The 18,182-nt window shown below is 69.5% G+C and carries 20 protein-coding genes; 18 read left to right on the top strand and 2 right to left on the bottom strand.

Annotated features, from left to right (window positions below):
* Positions 1–3 precede the first annotated feature (3 nt).
* The 14 genes from FHR84_RS09850 to FHR84_RS23230 all read left to right on the top strand — a co-directional run bounded on the left by FHR84_RS09850 (position 4) and on the right by FHR84_RS23230 (position 14,025).
* Entirely contained in the window at positions 4–1,536 is a 1,533-nt protein-coding gene (locus FHR84_RS09850; RefSeq protein ID WP_179535157.1) for a bifunctional uroporphyrinogen-III C-methyltransferase/uroporphyrinogen-III synthase, read from the top strand.
* Between the two features lie 198 nt (positions 1,537–1,734).
* Entirely contained in the window at positions 1,735–2,730 is a 996-nt protein-coding gene (hemB, locus tag FHR84_RS09845) for a porphobilinogen synthase (RefSeq protein WP_179535156.1), read from the top strand.
* The gene (locus tag FHR84_RS09840; protein ID WP_179535155.1) at positions 2,727–3,296 is read left to right on the top strand and encodes a hypothetical protein; all 570 of its coding nucleotides are present in this window, start codon (positions 2,727–2,729) and stop codon (positions 3,294–3,296) included. Before hemB ends, FHR84_RS09840 begins: the two co-directional genes overlap by 4 nt.
* Positions 3,297–3,699: 403 nt before the next feature.
* Complete coding sequence (locus FHR84_RS09835; protein WP_179535154.1) at positions 3,700–4,440, top strand: hypothetical protein; 741 nt, start codon at positions 3,700–3,702, stop codon at positions 4,438–4,440.
* A gap of 93 nt (positions 4,441–4,533) precedes the next feature.
* On the top strand, positions 4,534–4,977 hold the full coding sequence (locus tag FHR84_RS09830; protein ID WP_179535153.1) for a hypothetical protein: 444 nt from the start codon (positions 4,534–4,536) through the stop codon (positions 4,975–4,977).
* Positions 4,964–5,440 carry a hypothetical protein gene (locus FHR84_RS09825; protein ID WP_179535152.1) on the top strand — a complete coding sequence of 159 codons (477 nt, stop codon included), beginning with the start codon at positions 4,964–4,966 and terminating at the stop codon, positions 5,438–5,440. Before FHR84_RS09830 ends, FHR84_RS09825 begins: the two co-directional genes overlap by 14 nt.
* A gap of 23 nt (positions 5,441–5,463) precedes the next feature.
* The gene (locus tag FHR84_RS09820; protein ID WP_179535151.1) at positions 5,464–5,823 is read left to right on the top strand and encodes a hypothetical protein; all 360 of its coding nucleotides are present in this window, start codon (positions 5,464–5,466) and stop codon (positions 5,821–5,823) included.
* 209 nt (positions 5,824–6,032) lie between these two features.
* On the top strand, positions 6,033–7,382 hold the full coding sequence (gene hemL / locus FHR84_RS09815; RefSeq protein WP_425489881.1) for a glutamate-1-semialdehyde 2,1-aminomutase: 1,350 nt from the start codon (positions 6,033–6,035) through the stop codon (positions 7,380–7,382).
* Positions 7,379–8,014: a histidine phosphatase family protein gene (locus tag FHR84_RS09810; protein WP_179535150.1), complete on the top strand. Its 636-nt coding sequence runs from the start codon at positions 7,379–7,381 to the stop codon at positions 8,012–8,014. Before hemL ends, FHR84_RS09810 begins: the two co-directional genes overlap by 4 nt.
* Entirely contained in the window at positions 8,011–8,709 is a 699-nt protein-coding gene (locus FHR84_RS09805) for a TlpA family protein disulfide reductase (protein ID WP_179535149.1), read from the top strand. Before FHR84_RS09810 ends, FHR84_RS09805 begins: the two co-directional genes overlap by 4 nt.
* Before the next feature lie 142 nt (positions 8,710–8,851).
* Positions 8,852–9,634 (top strand): cytochrome c biogenesis protein CcdA, encoded by a 783-nt coding sequence (locus FHR84_RS09800; protein ID WP_179535148.1) that lies wholly within the window; start codon positions 8,852–8,854, stop codon positions 9,632–9,634.
* Positions 9,634–11,277, top strand: coding sequence for a cytochrome c biogenesis protein ResB (gene resB / locus FHR84_RS09795; RefSeq protein ID WP_179535147.1), 1,644 nt, complete (start codon positions 9,634–9,636; stop codon positions 11,275–11,277). Before FHR84_RS09800 ends, resB begins: the two co-directional genes overlap by 1 nt.
* The gene (ccsB, locus tag FHR84_RS09790; protein WP_179535146.1) at positions 11,277–12,296 is read left to right on the top strand and encodes a c-type cytochrome biogenesis protein CcsB; all 1,020 of its coding nucleotides are present in this window, start codon (positions 11,277–11,279) and stop codon (positions 12,294–12,296) included. The genes resB and ccsB overlap by 1 nt, the downstream gene beginning before the upstream one ends.
* 226 nt (positions 12,297–12,522) lie before the next feature.
* Positions 12,523–14,025, top strand: a complete 1,503-nt coding sequence (locus FHR84_RS23230; protein WP_179535145.1) for an AAA family ATPase — start codon at positions 12,523–12,525, stop codon at positions 14,023–14,025.
* A gap of 268 nt (positions 14,026–14,293) precedes the next feature.
* On the opposite strand, the gene FHR84_RS09780 is transcribed toward FHR84_RS23230, so the two are convergent.
* Entirely contained in the window at positions 14,294–14,485 is a 192-nt protein-coding gene (locus tag FHR84_RS09780; protein ID WP_179535407.1) for a hypothetical protein, read from the bottom strand.
* Positions 14,486–14,855: 370 nt separating this feature from the next.
* Entirely contained in the window at positions 14,856–15,086 is a 231-nt protein-coding gene (locus FHR84_RS22370; RefSeq protein WP_026152763.1) for a BldC family transcriptional regulator, read from the bottom strand.
* A 337-nt stretch (positions 15,087–15,423) separates the two neighbouring features.
* Between FHR84_RS22370 and FHR84_RS09770 the strand changes: the two genes are divergently transcribed.
* The 4 genes from FHR84_RS09770 (at position 15,424) to FHR84_RS09755 (ending at position 18,143) form a co-directional block, all read left to right on the top strand.
* The gene (locus FHR84_RS09770) at positions 15,424–15,804 is read left to right on the top strand and encodes a DUF4229 domain-containing protein (RefSeq protein WP_218862616.1); all 381 of its coding nucleotides are present in this window, start codon (positions 15,424–15,426) and stop codon (positions 15,802–15,804) included.
* Positions 15,805–15,924: 120 nt separating this feature from the next.
* On the top strand, positions 15,925–16,515 hold the full coding sequence (locus tag FHR84_RS09765; RefSeq protein ID WP_179535144.1) for a DUF3558 family protein: 591 nt from the start codon (positions 15,925–15,927) through the stop codon (positions 16,513–16,515).
* A 188-nt stretch (positions 16,516–16,703) separates the two neighbouring features.
* Positions 16,704–17,033: a hypothetical protein gene (locus FHR84_RS09760; protein WP_179535143.1), complete on the top strand. Its 330-nt coding sequence runs from the start codon at positions 16,704–16,706 to the stop codon at positions 17,031–17,033.
* A gap of 132 nt (positions 17,034–17,165) precedes the next feature.
* Complete coding sequence (locus FHR84_RS09755; protein WP_179535142.1) at positions 17,166–18,143, top strand: hypothetical protein; 978 nt, start codon at positions 17,166–17,168, stop codon at positions 18,141–18,143.
* The last annotated feature ends 39 nt before the right edge of the window (positions 18,144–18,182 follow it).

The following is an 18,182-nucleotide window of genomic DNA, read 5'->3' as shown; positions in this document are numbered from 1 at the left end:
CTGATGACCCGAGCACGTAATACCCCCGGACGAGTGGCATTCGTGGGCTCCGGCCCCGGTGATTCGGGCCTGCTCACCGTCCGGGCGAAGCATTTGCTTACACACGCGTCACTGGTGGTGACGGATCCGGACGTTCCGGCCGATGTGTCCGCGCTCGCGGACGAGGCCGCCGAGGTGCGTCCCGCGGTCGGCGAGCCGTCCGACGTGGCGGGGAACCTGGCAGGCGAGGCGCAGACCGGGAGGCCGGTGGTGCGCCTGGTGTCCGGGGACCCGTTCACCGCGGACGCGGTGGTGCGTGAAGTCCAGGAGGTCGCCAAGACCGACGTTTCCTTCGAAGTGGTCCCCGGCGTCTCCGCCGGAACCGCGGTCCCCGCCTACGCGGGTGTCGCGCTCGGTTCCGCTCACGCCGAGGTGGACGTCCGGGGCGAGGTGGACTGGGCGGCGTTGGCTAACACCAACGGCCCCCTGGTGCTGCACGCCGCGGGCAGCCACCTGGCCGAGGCCGCTTCCGCGCTGGTCGAACACGGGATGAGCCCTCAGACGCCTGTCTCGGTTACCGCTTACGGAACCACGGTTTCGGAACGCACCATCGACACCACGCTGGCTTCGATGGCCGGGGACGCCGGTGAGCTGCAGGGTTCGCTGGTCGTCACCGTCGGTCACGTGGCCGGAAACCGTGGTGGGCTGTCCTGGTGGGAGACCAGGGCCCTGTACGGGTGGAAGGTGCTGGTCCCGCGGACCAAGGACCAGGCCGGTGCGATGAGCGACCGGTTGTGGTCGCACGGCGCCGTCTCCCACGAGGTGCCCACGATCTCCGTCGAGCCCCCGCGCAGCCCGGCCCAGATGGAGCGGGCCGTGAAGGGGCTGGTGGACGGTCGTTACCAGTGGGTTGTGTTCACCTCGGCCAACGCGGTCCGCGCGGTGTGGGAGAAGTTCCACGAGTTCGGACTGGACGCCAGGGCCTTCTCCGGCGTCAAGATCGCCTGCGTCGGAGAGGCCACCGCGGAGAAGGTGCGCTCTTTCGGGATCAACCCGGAACTGCTGCCCTCCGGTGACCAGTCCAGCGAGGGGCTGCTCCAGGACTTCCCCCCGCACGACGAGGTTCTCGACCCGGTGGCCAGGGTGCTGCTCCCGCGGGCCGACATCGCCACCGAGACCCTTTCGGCCGGGCTCACCGAGCGCGGCTGGGAGGTGGACGACGTGACCGCCTACCGCACGGTCCGCGCGGCGCCGCCGCCCGCCGAGACGCGCGAGATGATCAAGACCGGTGGTTTCGACGCGGTGTGCTTCACCTCGTCCTCCACCGTCCGGAACCTGGTCGGAATCGCCGGTAAGCCGCACGCCAGGACCCTGGTGGCCTGCATCGGTCCCAAGACCGCCGAGACGGCCAAGGAGTTCGGGCTGCGCGTGGACGTGCGGCCGGACGTGGCGCAGGTTCCCTCGCTGGTGGACTCGCTCGCCGAGCACGCGGCCCGGCTGCGGGCCGAGGGGGCGCTGCCGCCGCCGAAGAAGGCCAAGCGGACCCGACGTTCCTGAGCCGCGGGGTGGGGCTTCCCCGGAAGCCCCACCCCGGTGTGGTCTCTTCGGCGCGGGCAGCGCCGAAGCGCTCCACTGCGCAGTCGGCACCGCCGCTAACCACCCGAGCCACCGGCACCCCCGCGGGAGGTTCCGCCAAGGGGCCAACCGGGCGAGCCATGTTGCCAAGAATCCTTACCCCTACGTGAGGTGCTGCTCATGTATCCCGCAGTCCGTCCGCGCAGGCTGCGTCGCAACGCGGCGTTGCGTCGTCTCGTCTCCGAGACCGACGTTCGCCCCAGGCACCTGGTGCTGCCGATGTTCGTTCACGAGGGGGCGAGCGAGCCGGTGGAGATCCCCTCCATGCCGGGGGTGCTGCACCACACGAGGGATTCGCTGCGCAGAGCGGCCGTGGAGGCGGTTCGGGCCGGTGTCGGCGGGTTGATGCTGTTCGGCGTCCCCGCGGAGCGGGACGCCTCCGGTTCGGCCGCCGCCGATCCCGAGGGCGTGCTCAACGTGGCACTGCGTGATCTCGCCTCCGAGATCGGCGACGACACGGTGCTCATGGCCGACACCTGCCTGGACGAGTTCACCGATCACGGTCACTGCGGAGTCCTGGACGACGCGGGCAACGTGGACAACGACCGGACCCTGCGGCTGTACGGGGAGATGGCCCTGGCGCAGGCCGAGGCCGGTGCTCACGTGCTCGGCCCCAGCGGGATGATGGACGGCCAGATCGGCGCCATCCGGGAGTCGCTGGACGCGGCCGGTTTCCACGAGACCTCGCTGTTCGCCTACTCCGCCAAGTACTCCTCCGCGTTCTTCGGCCCGTTCCGCGACGCCGTCGAATCCCAGCTCTCCGGGGACCGCAAGACCTACCAGCAGGATCCGGCCAACGGGCGCGAGGCCCGGCGCGAGGTGGAGCTGGACCTGGCCGAGGGCGCTGACATGGTGATGATCAAGCCGGGCATGTCCTACTTGGACCTGGTCCGGCAGACGGCCGAGACCTCCCCGGTGCCCGTGGGGGCCTACCAGGTCTCGGGGGAGTACTCGATGATCGAGGCCGCCGCCGAGCGCGGCTGGCTGGACCGGCAGCGGACCGTGCTGGAGATGCTGACCTCGGTGCGTCGTGCCGGGGCGGACATCGTGCTGACCTACTGGGCGACGCAGGCAGCGCGCTGGCTGCGTGACGAGCCTGCGGGTGACGCCTCGTGAACGCGGGGTGGAACTCCGGTCCGGCACAGGGGGAACCGGTGCGGGGGGAGAGCGGGAGCGGTCCAGACTCCCCGCCCCGGTCGGTGTGGCTCGCCCGCTGGCTGTGGATAGCCGCGGCGATCGTCGGCTTCGCGCGTTCGGTGATCCAGATGTCCGATCGCAGGGCACTGGTCGAGGAGCTGCGCTCGCTGAACCCCGAGCTGGCCCAGCACGAGGTGGACGCGGCCGTCAACGGCGGGATCATGTTCTCGTTGCTGCTCGTGCTCGCCGTGGCCGCGCTGTACGTGCTCATCGGCAACAAGATGGCGCGGGGCCGGAACTGGGCGCGGGTGGTGATCCTCGTGATCGCGGGGCTGCTCGTGGTCAGCACCGCCTTCACGCTGATCACCACGGGCTCGGGAACTCCGACGGCCTCGGTCGAGGGCGTTCCCAGCATGGCTCTGGGGCCGCTGAGCCTGGCCTTCGGCATCGTGATCGCGCTGCTGGACGCGGCCGTGTTCGTGCTGCTGCTGCGGCCGGAGTCCAGGAGGTTCTTCGCGGAGGTCAAGCGGCGCGGCCCCCGCTGAGGTGAAGAGGGGCGACGGCTCGGTTCGCGTGGCGGTGCGGGTGGCGGAGCCCCTCGCGGGCTCTCGCTGCGGGCGCCCCGACCTCGGGTAGCGGCCTGCACGACGTCGGGGCCGTCCTCGTGAGAGCACCACGGGAGAGCCCGCGGCGGTGCCGACTGCGTGGGCTCAGGGCGTTCGCGTCGGAGGGTGCCTTTCTGCCGGAAGTTTCCGGCCGGGCCTTCGGCGGTGCGAGTTGCGGGGGTGGTGTTGCGGCGCTGCCGCGCCGGGGGGAGCACCCCCGGCGGAGCCGGTTTGCCATTCGGCAGGAGAACTTCGGCGGCCGGGACTCGCCCGTGTCCGTGGCGCGCATAACGGTTGATTACGACCGATGGACACGCCGAGTGTGGGTTTCTACTGTTTGCGCGTGACTTCCCCACAGAATCCATGGCAGCAGGACCCGTCCCAGCAGCCCGGGTACCAACCCGGGACGCCCTCGGGCGGGTTCCCGCAGCAAGGTTATCCGCAGCAGCCCTATCAACAACAGCCCTATCCGCAGCAGGGATACCAGCAGGGCGCGTACGGCGCCAACCCGTACGCGGCACCTCCGGTGTCGGGTTCCGAGCTCGCGGTCGCGCAGCGTCCGACGACGATCAACGTCGCCTTCTGGATCGCGATCATCGCCCCCATCGTGGTGACCCTGCTCACGGCGGGGGCCATGCTGTCGGTCACCCAGATGATCGACCAGATGGTCGCCGGCGCCGAGTTCGAGGCCACCGCTCCGGACGCCCCGGACCCCCGCAGCATCGTGCAAGGCGCGTTCATGTTCATGTTCGGCCTCGTCATCTTCTTCTACGCCGTGCTGACCGGGCTCTGGATCCTGTTCGGCTTCAAGATGCGGGCCGGGCGCAACTGGGCGCGGATCACGCTGACCGTGTTCGCCGGGATCTGGATCCTGTTCATGCTGCCCTCCCTGTTCGGCAGCGGCGTCACCTCGGTGAACAGCACGACGGTCCAGGGCAGCCAGGTGGATCTGGATCCCCCCGCCGCGCTGTTCGCGCTGAACGTCTCGGCCGGGGCCGTCAGCGTCATCTCGATGATCGCCTTCCTGGTCCTGGTGTGGCTGCGGCCGTCCAACTGGTTCTTCAAGGCGGCGCAGCACGGCTGAACCGGAGCGTGAGCGCTCCGGCGGCGGATGTTGAGCAGCACGCCGGCCGCGAGGCGTGCCGGGGCCGGAGCCGTTCCGGGATATCTTCGGGAGATGGACACATCGCGACCGTCTCTCGCCGGGGCTCCGCCCGCGTTGCGCGCAGGCCTCGGCCTCTGGGGCGCGCTGGGGGTCTTCCTGATCGTCCGCGCGACGATCGCCTGGACGGAGTTCGGTTCGCTGCGGGACCGGCTGATCGACGTTCGCGGTGTCCCCGAAGTCCAGGCCGGTTCGATGGTCCGGAGCCTGCTGCTGGTGAACACCGCTGTCGCCGTGGCGCTGACAGCCGGGTACGTGGTGCTGGCCCTGCTGGTGCTGCGGGGGCGTTCCTGGGCACGTGTCGCGCTCACGGTGCTCGCGGCCGGGCACGTGCTGTTCGTGCTGGCCTTCGGCACGTGGACCCCCACGAACCTGATCGTGCTGCTGCTGGCGGTGCTGGCCTGGGCCTGCTTCTGGCGCAGGAGCACCTCGGAGTGGTTGTCCGGTGACCGCGACTGATCTCGGAGGTGCGGGCTACGTCGAGAGCGGGTCCGGCTGGTCGCCGTTGACCTGGGGACCCGCTTTCGCGCTGCTCGGCCTGCTCGTCGAGCTCGGTCTGCCCGGGCCGGTGCACCTGCCGCAGTGGCTGGGGGCGGCGGCGCTGTTCGCGGCCGCCACGGCTGTCTGGGTCGCCGCGCGCAGGAAGTACCGCTCGGTGCTGCTGACCCCGGAACGGCTGGTGGTCGGAGGCGAGACCGTGCCGGTCGAGCGGATCGAGGCCCTCGGGGAGACGGAGGATGCCTGGACCGGGCGGGTGCTGGGCGGGCAGCTCACCCTCCCGAGGGGCACCGGCGCTGTTCCGCTGCTGCTGAGCAGCGGGGAACCGGGCTCAGCGCAGCGGCGGGAGAGGGTGCTGGCCTGGGCGCGGGACCCCGAAGCGCTGCGCACCGCGCTGGGAAAGCCGCCGGGGCCTCCTGAGTGACCCCGCCGTGCGATCCTTGCCGTGTGCGGGATTCCGAAAGCGCGGCGAGCTCGACCGGAACACGTTCACCCGGGCTGCACCAGCCCCGGCGACTGGTGGTTCTCGGGATCGAGCTGGTGCTCGCCGCCCTGCTGGTCGCGGCGGCCTTCTCCGCCTGGGGGAACTCGGTGGTCCACATCGACCTCCCCGCGGCCTCGGGCGGGGTGGTCGTCTCCAGGATGCTGGGAAGCTGGGTCACGCTGGCCGTGCTCGCGGTGACCGCGGCCGGTCTGCTGCTGCTGGACGGGCTCCGGGAGCTGATGCTCGGGGTCGGTGGGCGTTCCGGTGCGCGGGACTCGACGCAGCCCCCTCCCGGGGACGAAACCGTCGACCGCCCCTCCTGACCGGGGTTTCCCGCTCTTCCCGGCGAGGACTCGCGGCGGAACTTCGCGCAGCTGGTGCAGCTGGTCGAGCAGCCGCCCGCGTGGGGGTGGTCCGGCGGTGTCGCGGGGCACGGCCCACGCGCCGCCCCCTTCCGGGGCCGTGCAAGATGTACCACCCGCCGCGGGGGAGGCCCGGGCCCCCGGAGTTCTCCGGCTGGCAGACTGGAAGCGTGACTGCCGATACTCCCGCGAACTCCACGTCGTCCGTATCCGATCCCGCGCCACGCTCCGGGCAGCTGTTCGAGCGCGCGGAGGCCGTGACACCCGGTGGGGTCAACTCCCCGGTGCGCGCCTTTCACTCGGTTGGCGGAACACCGCGGTTCATGGTTCGCGGCGAGGGCCCCTACCTCTGGGACGCCGACGACAACCGCTTCGTGGACCTGGTTTCATCGTGGGGGCCGATGGTCAACGGCCACGCGCACCCGGACGTGGTCGAGGCGGTGCGCCGGGTGGCCTCCAACGGGCTGTCCTTCGGCACCCCGGCAGAAGGGGAGATCGACCTCTCCCGGGAGATCATCGACCGGGTCGGCCCGGTCGAGCACGTGCGGCTGGTCAACTCGGGAACCGAGGGCACGATGACCTCGATCAGGTTGGCCCGCGCCTTCACCGGGCGCAGCAAGGTCGTCAAGTTCTCCGGTTGCTACCACGGGCACGTCGATTCGCTGCTGGCCGGAGCGGGTTCCGGAGTGGCCACCCTCGGGCTGCCGAGCACACCCGGTGTGACCGACGCCCAGGCCGCCGACACCATCGTGGTCGGTTACAACGACATCGAGGCCGTGCGCGAGGTCTTCGCCGAGCACGGCGACGACATCGCCTGCGTGATCACCGAGGCGGCCGCGGGCAACATGGGGGCCGTGGCACCGCGGGAGGGCTTCAACGCCGAGCTGCGGGAGATCACCCGCTCCGCCGGTGCGCTGCTGGTGATGGACGAGGTGATGACGGGATTCCGGGTGTCGCGCGCCGGTTGGTACGGCCTCGACGGCGTCGCCGGTGATCTGTACGTCTTCGGCAAGGTCATGTCCGGCGGGCTGCCCGCGGCCGCGTTCGGGGGACGCGCCGACGTGATGGACCTGCTGGCCCCGCGGGGCCCGGTTTACCAGGCGGGAACCCTGGCCGGTAACCCCGTGGCCGTCGCTGCGGGACTGGCCAACCTGCGCGCCGCCGACGACGCGGCCTACGCGGCCCTGGACCGCAACTCCGCCAGGCTCGGCGAGCTGCTCACCGAATCGCTGAGCGCTCAGGGGGTGCCGCACCGGGTCTCCTTCGCCGGGAACATGCTCAGCGTCTTCTTCACCGAGACGCCGGTGCACGACTTCGCCGGGGCGAAGTCCCAGCAGAGCTGGAGGTTCCCCCCGTTCTTCCACGAGCTGCTGCGGCGCGGTGTCTACCCGCCGCCGAGCGCCTTCGAGTGCTGGTTCGTCAACGCGGCCATGGACGACACCTCCTTCGAGATCATCGCGGAAGCGCTGCCGCACGCGGCGAGAGCGGCAGCAGCGGCCGGTTCGGAGGCGGGGAAGTGAGTGGAAGAACCACCGTCGTCCACTTCGTGCGTCACGGCGAGGTGCACAACCCGGAGGGCATTCTGTACGGGCGCCTTCCCGGGTACCGGCTCTCCGAGGAAGGTCGGCGCCAGGCCAAGCTGGTCGCGGGCTTCCTGGCCGAGCACGACGTCAGGACGGTGCACGCTTCCCCGATGCGGCGCGCCGCGGAAACGGCCTCACCCGTGGCCGAGCAGCACGCGTTCGACATCACCACGGACGAACGCCTGATCGAGGCGGAGAACCGCTTCGAGGGGTGCAGGGTCTCGGTGGGGGACGGGGCGCTGCGTTCCCCCCGGCACTGGCCGAAGCTGTGGAACCCGCTCCGTCCGTCCTGGGGGGAGCCGTACCTGCGTATCGCCCACCGGATGCTGGCGGCGGCGCACCGGGCGCGTGACGCGGCGGGCACGGGCGAGGCCGTCTGCGTCTCGCACCAGCTTCCGATCTGGACACTGCGGCGTTACCTCGAGGGCAAACCCCTGTGGCACGATCCGCGGAGACGGCAGTGCTCGTTGGCTTCCGTGACCAGCCTGGTGTTCCGCGACGAGGAGTTCGAACGGCTGTTCTACACCGAGCCCGCGGGTGAGACGGACGCGAGAGCGAGTGGTGCATGAAGTCGAACCGTCGGCGGTTCCGAGCCGGTAGGCGATGGCTGGTCCTGGCGACCGTGGCGTTGCTCGGTCTGCTGTCCGGGTGCGCGGGCGGCGACGGGGACGCGGTGACCGACAACGGGGAGTTCACCTTCGTCTCCCCGGGAGGCAGGACCAGGCTGTTCTACCCGCCGGACGAGCGCGGCCGGGTGACCGGTCTCGAGGGCGAGTCCCTGAAGAAGTCGGACGAGCGGATTCGGCTGTCCGACTTCGAGGGCGAGGCCGTGGTGCTCAACATCTGGGGATCGTGGTGTCCGCCTTGCAGGGCCGAGGCCGAGGATCTGCAGGCGGTGCAGGACTCCCTCGGTGACGAGGGGGTTCAGCTGCTCGGCATCGACGTCAGGGACAACCGGGACGCCGCGCGGGACTTCGTGGACAACTTCGGGATCACCTACCCGTCGATCTTCGATCCCTCCGGGCGCGCCATGCTGGCCCTGGACGGTTTTCCGCGCAGCACGACCCCGGCGACCGTGGTGCTGGATCGTCGGCACCGGGTGGCGGCGATCTACCTGACGGCGATCACCAAGGACGAGCTGCTGCCCAAGGTGCGGGACATCGCGAGCGAGGGAGCGGACACCGGTTCCGAGGGGACGGGCTCGAAGGAGTCCGGATCCGAGGAGCAGGACTCCCGGGCCCCCGGACCCGGTGGTGCGAACTAACAGGATTCGCCGGTAGGGGGTCGTCGTTCCGCCGCCCGCGGGCGGGGCTTTCCCCACCGCGAGGCGGATCGCGCGCGTAGTGTGTTCCCGCTCACCAGGGGCGCTGTCCCGTCCCGCGGAAGGCTTGCCTACCCTCGGCGGTGTGGATCCGCATGCGTTGGCAGAGTCCGGACCGCTGCTTCTGGCGGTCGGGTTCGCCGCGCTCGCCGGTGTGGTCAGTTTCGCCTCGCCCTGCGTGGTGCCGCTGGTCCCCGGATATCTGGCCTATCTCGCCGGTGTGGTCGGAGCCGAGGCTCCCGCCGTCGACGTTTCGGAAGCCGCCGAGACGCGTCGCGGACGTTGGCGTGTGGCCGGCGCGGCGGCCCTGTTCATCCTCGGCTTCACGGTCGTGTTCCTGCTGACCACCATGCTCGTGTTCGGGCTCTCGGACGCGCTGCTGGCCAACGAGCCGGTGCTGCGCCGCGTCGGCGGGGTCGTCACGGTGCTCATGGGCCTGGTTTTCCTCGGAGCGTTCCCGGCCCTGCAGCGCGACGTGCGGATCCACCGCGTACCACGTGGCGGTGTCTGGGGAGCTCCGTTGCTCGGTGCGGTGTTCGGTCTCGGCTGGACACCTTGCATCGGCCCCACTCTCGGCGGGGTGATATCACTCGCCTACACCACCGAAGCCGTCAACGGTGACGTGGTGCGGGGGGCGTTCCTGGTGCTCGTCTACTGCCTCGGCCTCGGCGTCCCGTTCGTGGTGCTCGCCCTCGGCGCGCGTTGGGCGGTGAGAAGCACCGGGTGGCTGCGCAGACACGGCCGGGTCATTCAGCTCATCGGTGGAGGCCTGCTGGTGCTGGTCGGTTTGCTGCTGGTCACCGGTCTCTGGGGAGAGATGATCGCCGAACTGCGCGTCCCGATCAACGGATTCGAGTTGCCGATTTGATGAGCACTTCGTTCTTGCGGCGCACCCTGAGCTTCCTGCGCAACACCTGGCGCGGGTTGACCTCCATGCGCACCGCCCTGGTCCTGCTTTTCCTGCTCGCGCTCGCGGCGCTTCCCGGAGCGCTGCTGCCGCAGTGGTCGTTGAACGAGGACAACGTCAGGGAGTTCTCCGACAACTACCCGACCCTGGCGAAGGTCCTGGACGCCGTCGGCGCGTTCAACGTCTTCGGTTCCGTCTGGTTCGCGGCGATCTACGTGCTGCTGTTCGTGTCGCTGATCGGGTGCCTGCTGCCGCGCAGCTCGCACTACCTGCGCCAGCTGCGCGCGCGTCCCGTGCGCACGCCGCGGAACCTGGAGAGGATGCCGCATCACGCGGGCGGAACCGTCGACCTCTCCGCCGAGGAGATGACCGCGGTCGCCCGGCGCAGGTTGCGTCGCTGGCGGACCGAGGAGGCGACCGAACCGGACGGGTCGCGCACGATCAGCGCCGAACGCGGTTACCTGCGGGAAGCGGGGAACCTGGTCTTCCACTTCGCCCTCGTCGGACTGTTGATCACTGTCGCCGGCGGTCAGCTCACGCGCTACGAGGGCCAGGTGGTGGTGCAGGCCGACGGGTCGAGTTTCTGCAACTCGGGCACGTACAACTACGACTCCTTCCGGGCGGGCCCCACCGTGGACGGAACCAGCCTGAGCGAGTTCTGCCTGCGGGTGAAGGACTTCGACGTGGGATACCTCCCGTCCGGCCAGCCCGACAACTTCCACGCCGACATCGACTACCAGTCGGGAGAGGCGCTGGACAACGGCAACTGGAAACCGCACGACCTCCAGGTGAACAATCCGCTGCGCACGGCCGGGGACCGGGTTTACCTCACGGGCAACGGTTACACCCCGGTGTTCACGGTGACCTTCCCGGACGGACAGCAGCGGACCAAGAAGACCCAGTGGAAGCCCGTGAACACCGGCACCATGCTGTCGCAGGGAGCCACCAAGTTCGACCGGCCCGACATGCCCGATGAGCAGCGGCGCCACGAGAACCAGCTGGCGATCAGGGGGCTGTTCGCGCCGACGGCGCAGCTGAACGGCAAGGTCCTCAGCTCGAGCTTTCCCGCGCTGAACGACCCCATGGTCGCCGTGGACGTGCTCAAGGGCAAACTCGGTTTCGCTACCGGGGAAAGCCAGTCGATCTTCAACGTTAACCAGGAACTGATCGACTCCGGGGAGCTGGAGCGGGTCGAGCGGCAGAACCTGGCCGTCGGCGATTCCGTTCGCCTGGCCGACGGGACCTCCATCAGGTTCGACGGTGTTCAACGGTGGGTGAACCTGCAGGTCTCGCACAACCCGTTCCAGCCGTACGTCCTGGTGTTCGCGCTGACGGTCGTCGTCGGCCTCGGTGCCTCGTTGAGCATCAAGCGGCGCAGAATCTGGGTGCGGATCACTCCGGCCGGGGCGGGAACAGGGCCCACCGGCACGGACGCGGAGGAGTCGGACGGCGACACTTCCGTCGAGATCGGCGGACTCGCCCGCACCGATCAGGCCGGATACGGCGAGGAGTTCACCAGGATCGCCGAAGAGCTGCTGGTGGGTGGGCGTGGTTCCACCTCCTCCTCGGTGGCGGGGGACAACTCCCGCGGAAGGAGTAGTTGATGCAGGTCAACGGGACGTTGTCTACGTTGAGCGACATGGCGTTCGCGACCTCGGTCGCCGTCTACGTTCTCGCCATGCTGCTGTACTTCGCCGAATTCGCCTCCGCGCGAGCGCGGGACTCGGCGGAGGAGAACTCGGCCGAGCCCGCCGCCGTGTCCGCGGCCGGGGGGAGCTCCGCTTCCGGGGGACCGCAGCGTCCCGTCGTGGGACGGTTGGAACCCGAGCCGCGCAAACCGTGGTCCGAACGCTTCGGCGGGATGGCGGTGGCCGTCACGGCACTCGCGACTCTCGTGCACGCCTTTTCCCTGGTGACACGCGGATTCGCCGTGGGCCGCGTGCCCTGGGGCAACATGTACGAGTTCGGCTCGGCCATCTGCCTGGTCGCCGTCGTGGCGTGGTTGGTGGTGCTCTACCGGCAGTCCCGCCCGCAGCGCAAGACCACCACCGCTCCTCGCCTGCGCGGTCTCGGCGGGTTCGTGCTGCTGCCGACCACGCTGCTGCTGTTCCTGTCCGGGACCGCGCTGTACGCCAAGGCCTCCCAGCTGCAGCCCGCGCTGCAGTCCTACTGGATCTGGATCCACGTTTCCGCCGCGATCGTCTCCACCGGCGTGTTCATGGTGGCCGGCGTCACCAGCATGATGTTCCTCGTCCGCCTGCGGTACGAGAACAACCCGCTGAAGTCGGAACGGATCGGCAGCAGGCTGCCGATGAGCCGGATGCTGGACCGGGTGGCCTACCGGGCCACCGTGCTGATCATGCCGGTGTGGACGTTCGCGATCATCGCGGGTGCGATCTGGGCCGAAGCCGCATGGGGACGTTTCTGGGGCTGGGACCCCAAGGAAACCTGCTCCTTCATCGCGTGGATCGTCTACGCGGCCTACCTGCACGCCCGCGCGACCTCGGGGTGGCGCGGCACCCGCGCGGCCTGGATCAACATCTTCGGTCTGGCCGTGATGGTCTTCAACCTGTTCTTCATCAACATCGTCATTTCCGGGCTGCACTCCTACGCGGGGCTGTGAGGCCGTTCGCGCGGGTGGAGGAGCCGGGTCGGCAGGGTCCTCGCACACCGGTCGACACCGTCCGTAAGATCGCGGTTGCCGTGCCCGGTCCGATGCCCGGACCGGTTTCGCGCCGCGGTGGCCGCCCGCTTCCGGGAAGCGCCATCCGGCGCGGACTCGGCTTCACCCGCCAACTGCCGTGCGCGCGGACCGGTGGCTCTCGATTCGTTCTTGGAGGATTCGAACGGTGACCGGAAGACAGGACGAGCCGGGAGCCCGGTGGGATTCGGAACAGGGCTCCTCCGACGCGACGCCGAACTCGAACGCGGAGGCGGCCGAAAGCGGTGCTCGGCCGGAGCACTCGGTGCCCGACTACGGTGCGGGAACCGAGGTGAGCGCCACCCCGGGCGGCGACCCCGCGGCCGGGGTGAACCCGGAGCGGTCCGGCCCGAATCCGCCCGGTGACCCGGGGGCGCATCAGCAGCCGGGCGTTCCCGGCGGAGCGCCTCCTCCGCGGCAGGTCCCGGGACAGCCGTACTCGGGGCCCAACCCCGTGGTGCCTCCCTACGTGAATCCCGCGGCTTCGGGGCCCCAGCAGGTTCCCGGCGCGGAGCAGTACCGGATGCAGTCCGGACCGCACCAGGCTCCGGGGGGCTCCTCCGGCGCCCACCAGGTGTGGGGCGGGCACTCGGGTCCCTACCCGGCTCCTCCCGGGCAGCAGCCCCATCCCCCGCGGGGATATCCGCAGGGGCACCCGCAGCCGCAGCAGGGGCAGTCCTTTCCCGCGCAGCAGCCGGTTCCCGGCCAGCAGGATCCCGCCCTGGGACAGGACCTCTCCTCGGCGCAGCTGGTGCGCCAGGCCAAACGTCCCCCGCAGTCCGGTTGGCGGCGTGCCGTCTACCTGGCCAGCGGGAAAACGATCAACCCGGGGGAGAGTCCGGCCGACGTCCGCAGGCGTGAGCTGATCGGTCGTATCAACCAGCCGCTGCAAGGCTGCTACAAGATCGCGATGCTCAGCCTGAAGGGCGGGGTGGGCAAGACCACTACTACGGCGACCCTCGGATCCACGTTCTCCTCGCTGCGTGGTGACCGCGTGATCGCGGTGGACGCGAACCCGGATCGGGGGACGCTGGGCCAGAAGATTCCGATGGAGACCACGGCGACGGTGCGGCACCTGCTGCGGGACGCCCAGCGCATCCGCAAGTACAGCGACGTCCGTTCGTACACCTCGCAGGGGCCGAGCCGGCTCGAGGTGCTGGCGAGCGAGCAGGACCCGGCTGTTTCGGAGGCCTTCAGCGAGTCCGATTACCACACCACGGTGTCGCTGCTGGAGCACTTCTACAACATGGTGCTCACCGACTGCGGCACCGGTCTGATGCACTCGGCCATGAAGGGCGTGCTCGACGTGGCCGACTCGCTGGTGATCGTCTCACCGGGCTCGGTCGACGGCGCGCGCAGCGCTTCGGCCACACTGGACTGGCTGGACGCGCACGGCTACGGCGAACTGGTCGCGCGTTCCGTCGCTGTGATCAACTCGGTGCGTCCGGGGTCGGGCAAGGTCGACGTGGACAAGCTGGCGGCGCACTTCGGTGCCAGGTGCCGCTCGGTTTCCCGGATTCCTTTCGACGCCCACCTCGAGGAGGGGGCCGAGGTGGACCTGGACCAGCTCGCCGCCCCGACAAGGTTGGCACTGCTCGAGCTCGCCGCGACCGTCGCCGACGACTTCCCGCACGCTGCCGGCAGGCAGTGAGAACTCTGAGCGGCTCGGTTTGCTCGGGTGGTTCCGTGGGGGGACCTCGGTCGGGGTCTCGCTGCGGGATCCTCGACATCGGGTAGCGGCTGCACAACGTCGAGGCTGTCCTCGCGAGACCCGTGACTGAGAACCCCCGGCGGTGTCGGTGGGCACGGTGATGGTTTCGGCGCCGCGCGCCGAAGAGAAGACCGAGCCAAACCGGCGGTGCCGGTTGATCGGGTGGTGATGAGCGGCCGACGCCGCTCATCACCACCCGATCAACTGTTCAGCGGTTGTCCTCACCGGGTTTGTTCTGCTGCTCCGCGATCCTGCGGAGGAATTCCGGGTCGTCGTCGGGAGCCGGGCGTCCGGGCTGTTCGTCCTCCCGCCGCTCGAGTGCCTCGCGCACCGGGCCGAAGCCCTTCCACAAGAGCACGATCAGTGTCACCGCGCCGATCGCAGCCAGGGCGTAGAGCATCGTGGCCACCTCCGTTTTCTCCCCGCTCCCAGACTAGCGGAACACGCTCGGAACGGGCAGGCACCTACTGTGTACGGTCGCACACCGAACGAGTCCAGTGGCGGGTCCTCGCGGACCACTTCCGGGCGAGCGCGCGGAGTTCCGAGTGGTGTCCCGGGGCTCCGAGTCGTCCGAAAAGATCTCTTGGTCCGTTTCGTGTCGGTTTCACGGTACCCGTCCAGGGAACCGGAAATCGAGCACGACCGCCGCACGGCGGCCGACTCCGCTTGCGCGGTCCACCGTTCGAGGTGCCCTGCGAGGTCGTCATCGCTGCCGATGCCGGGGCGCCCCGTTCCCGAGAACCCGCGGCAGCCGAAGCGGGAACCCTCCGTCAAACGCCGTTTACCGTGTCCACATCGCTGGTCAGCTCGGCGAGCATGGTGCGGACCTCGGATTCGCGGAACCTCCGGTGCCCGCCCGGCGTGCGAATCGACCCGATCCGGCCTGCGGTGGCCCACCTGGTCACGGTCTTCGGGTCGACGCGGAACATAGCGGCGACCTCTCCTGGGGTGAGCAGTTGATCCTGGCTGTTCTGCGGAAGCTGCTGGGTCGACGCTGTCACTGGTGACCTCCACGGTCGGAGTTGGTATCCGGGCATTCCGGTCGCATCCTGGCACTCCCCGCGTCGGGTACTCGAACAGTTGGGTTCAGGTAAAGGGAAAGTAAGGGACGAAAAGTGCGGTTCGGGCGACCTGCGACTTTTCGGAAAGTACCGGTTTTCGCGGCGGCTGCTGCCCCGGTTCGCGTCCGGTTGAGCCGAACGTGTTTCGAGTCACTTCTCTTCGGGGCGCCTGCCCGCCAGCGTTCCTCCGGGGGCCGCGGCGGGCGGGAGTCCCGGTGGAGGGCGTTTCGCCGAACGGGCGGTTCCGCGTCCGCGGCCGTCCTCTACCCTGGCTGAGGTGCAGCAACAGCAGGGACCGCCCGATTCCGAGTCGGGTGACCAGAACTCTCGGGAGGAGCGGGGGTCGAGCCGGCTGGCGTTCGACATCGCTCTTTACACCGTGGCCCGTTTCGGCCTGCTCGCCGTGCTGGCGGGGGCGCTCGTGCTTTTCCGCGTTCCGCTGCTCGTGGCCCTGGCGGTGGCCGTGGTGGTGGCGATGCCGCTCTCCCTGGTGATTTTCCCGGGGCTGCGGCGCAGAGTGGCCGCGGGGGTGGCCGAGCGGAGCCGTGTGCGCCGGCAGCACAAGGAACGACTGCGTGCTCAACTCCGCGGAACGGCCGACCCCTCCCCGGTGGAGCGCGATCCGGAGGAGCCGGAACCGGACCGCCGGGGGGAGTGAGCGCCTCGGGGGCGGCTGCCCGATGTCCGGGCACCGGGAGCGAGGGCCTGCGCGAGGTTCCGCCGAGCGAGCGCCCACGACAACCACGCCGGGAAACCCCCATCAGGCATCCTGAATCCCATGTCTCGTGAATCAGGTGCCGGTTTCCGACGCGGCTCGGCGGATCCGAAGCGCGTGTCCCTGTGTGCCGGGGTGCTGTTGGTCACTCTCGCCGGGTGCTCCGGTGGTGGTTCCCCCGCGGACGGAGCCGGGAGCTCCTCCGAGGCCTCCCCCAGCTCCTCCGGTGTTTCGACCACGCGGGAGGTTCCCGAGAAGGAGCGGGAGCGGCTGGGGGAGCTTTCCGCCGAACGGCTGTGCGAACTGGTGGGGCCGGCCGAGCTGGGGCGTTTCGCCTTTCCGGTGGAGTCCGGAAGCTCGGAAGAGGTGAGTTTCGACCCGCCGGTGCGGGGGTGCCGCTTTCCCGGGCGGGAAGGCGAGCGCTCCGTTCTGGTGGCCGCGCAGCCGGACGGTTACCACGAGATCGGTTCCGAGGAGGTCACCTCGCTGCCGGTTACCGCTTCGCGCACGTCGCACGCCAACGACTGCACCGTGTACTCCGATGTCGCCGGTACGACTCTGCAGGTCACGGTGGCCGTTCCCGAGGCGGGCCCCGAGCAGTGCGACACGGCCGCCGAGGTGTCGCGTCGCGTGCTGCGGCCCTTGGTCTACTGAAGCCCCCGGGCGGGGTGTCCGTTTCGTGCCCACTTCGCGGGTGAGTCGGTTTCCCGTGCGACGACGACTCGCACGGGGCGGATCCGATTATTACGAAAGAGAAACGTTTCCGGCGTATTCGCGGTCCGCCACACGGGTGATTGCTAGGCAGAGTCCCGACATCGCCGCAGCGATCGGCAGGAGGGACGTTGACGACACTCGCGAGGGTGACGACTCCCCAGTTGCAGGGGTATGGCGAACTGCTGCAACGCAACGCGGAGTACTTCGGCAAGATCGAGGAGTACGCCAACGAGACGGCCTCGGACACCAGCGGTTTCACCGGGGTCATGGCGGCCCTGATCCCCGTGGTGGAGGGGGTGACCTCCCTGTACTCCGAGACCTTGCAGCTGGCCGAGTCCCGACTCACCCAGGTCCGTGAGGAACTGGACAAAACGGCCGAGGACTACGAGGAGCGCGAGCGAAAAATCGAGCAGATGCTCGGCAAGATCTCCTCGGAACTCGACGCGATGCGGGTCTGAGCCCGTTCTCCGAGGGGACCGGATCCCACGAGCGGGGTTCGACGCTCGGCTGCCGGTTGTCCGCGGCGCGGCGAGCAAGCGCGGCAGGCACCGGCGCTTTCGCTCACGGACGAGGAAGAAAGGGGGAACTCAGTGGCGTTGTTCGAGGACTCCGCCGATCCGTTGGCCGAACTGGAACCCGAGACGAACCAGGACAGTTCGGAAGGGCTCAAATCGGCGATCGAGGGGGCCAGCTGGCAGGTCCAGGGGATCAACTGGATCTACGAGCAGGTGACCGGCCAGAACCTGGTCGAATCCCTGATATCGCCGATCACCGGGGACTTCGCCAAGATCGGCCAGAACGCAGAGGCGTGGACTGCCGTGGGCAAGTCGTTGCGGGCGGTCCGCGAGAACATCAACCACGGCGCCAGCGATCTGCGCGAGAGCTGGGAGGGGGAGGCCGCGGCCTCCTTCGAGGCCATGATCGTCGGGACCTGGACCGTCGCCCTCGAGGCCGACGCCGCGGTGGCCGATCTGATCAGCCAGGGCTTCACCAAGGCGGCCGATGCCTCGGAGATGCTGTGTTCGAAGATCCTCGAGATGCTGACCAAGCTGGTCAACAGGCTGATCCAGGCCGCCTGCACCGCCTGGATCCCGGTCGGGGGCTGGGCGAACGCGGTGCGTCTCGTCCTGCAGTGCGTCGACCTCGTTTTCATGATCCTGGACATGATCGACGCGATCAGGCAGATGTACGAGGGCGTCCAGCAGATGATCGACGGCATCAAGTCCGCGGGGACCTCGCTTTCCAAGATAAAGGAGATCGCCAGTGGCGACGGGCCACGCAGCACCGGGGACGCCGTCAACGCGGTCCTGGACCAGGGCAGCGAGCTCAGCAGCGCCGTGTCCGGGATGAAGGACGGAGCGACTCAGGTGGCCGACGGGGCCACTCAGGTGCGGGACGGGGCCACTCAGACGCGCCAGGACGCTTCCCAGGCGCGCCAGACCTACTCCGAGATGCGCGACGGCGGTGGTTCCGCACAGCAGGACGGTTCCACTCCGACCGGGTCCTCCGGTTCCCAGGACGGCGGTGGGGGATCGGGCTATCAGACGTCCATGTCGGGGACCCTGTAGCGAGCCGTCACGTGTCGGGGGACGGATCGTTCGCCCGGA

Origin of the sequence: Actinopolyspora biskrensis (assembly GCF_013408175.1) — a bacterium.
GTDB lineage: Bacteria > Actinomycetota > Actinomycetes > Mycobacteriales > Pseudonocardiaceae > Actinopolyspora > Actinopolyspora biskrensis.
The sequence above is the reverse complement of the archived record's forward strand: the minus strand, read 5'-3'. Positions and strand labels throughout refer to the sequence as shown.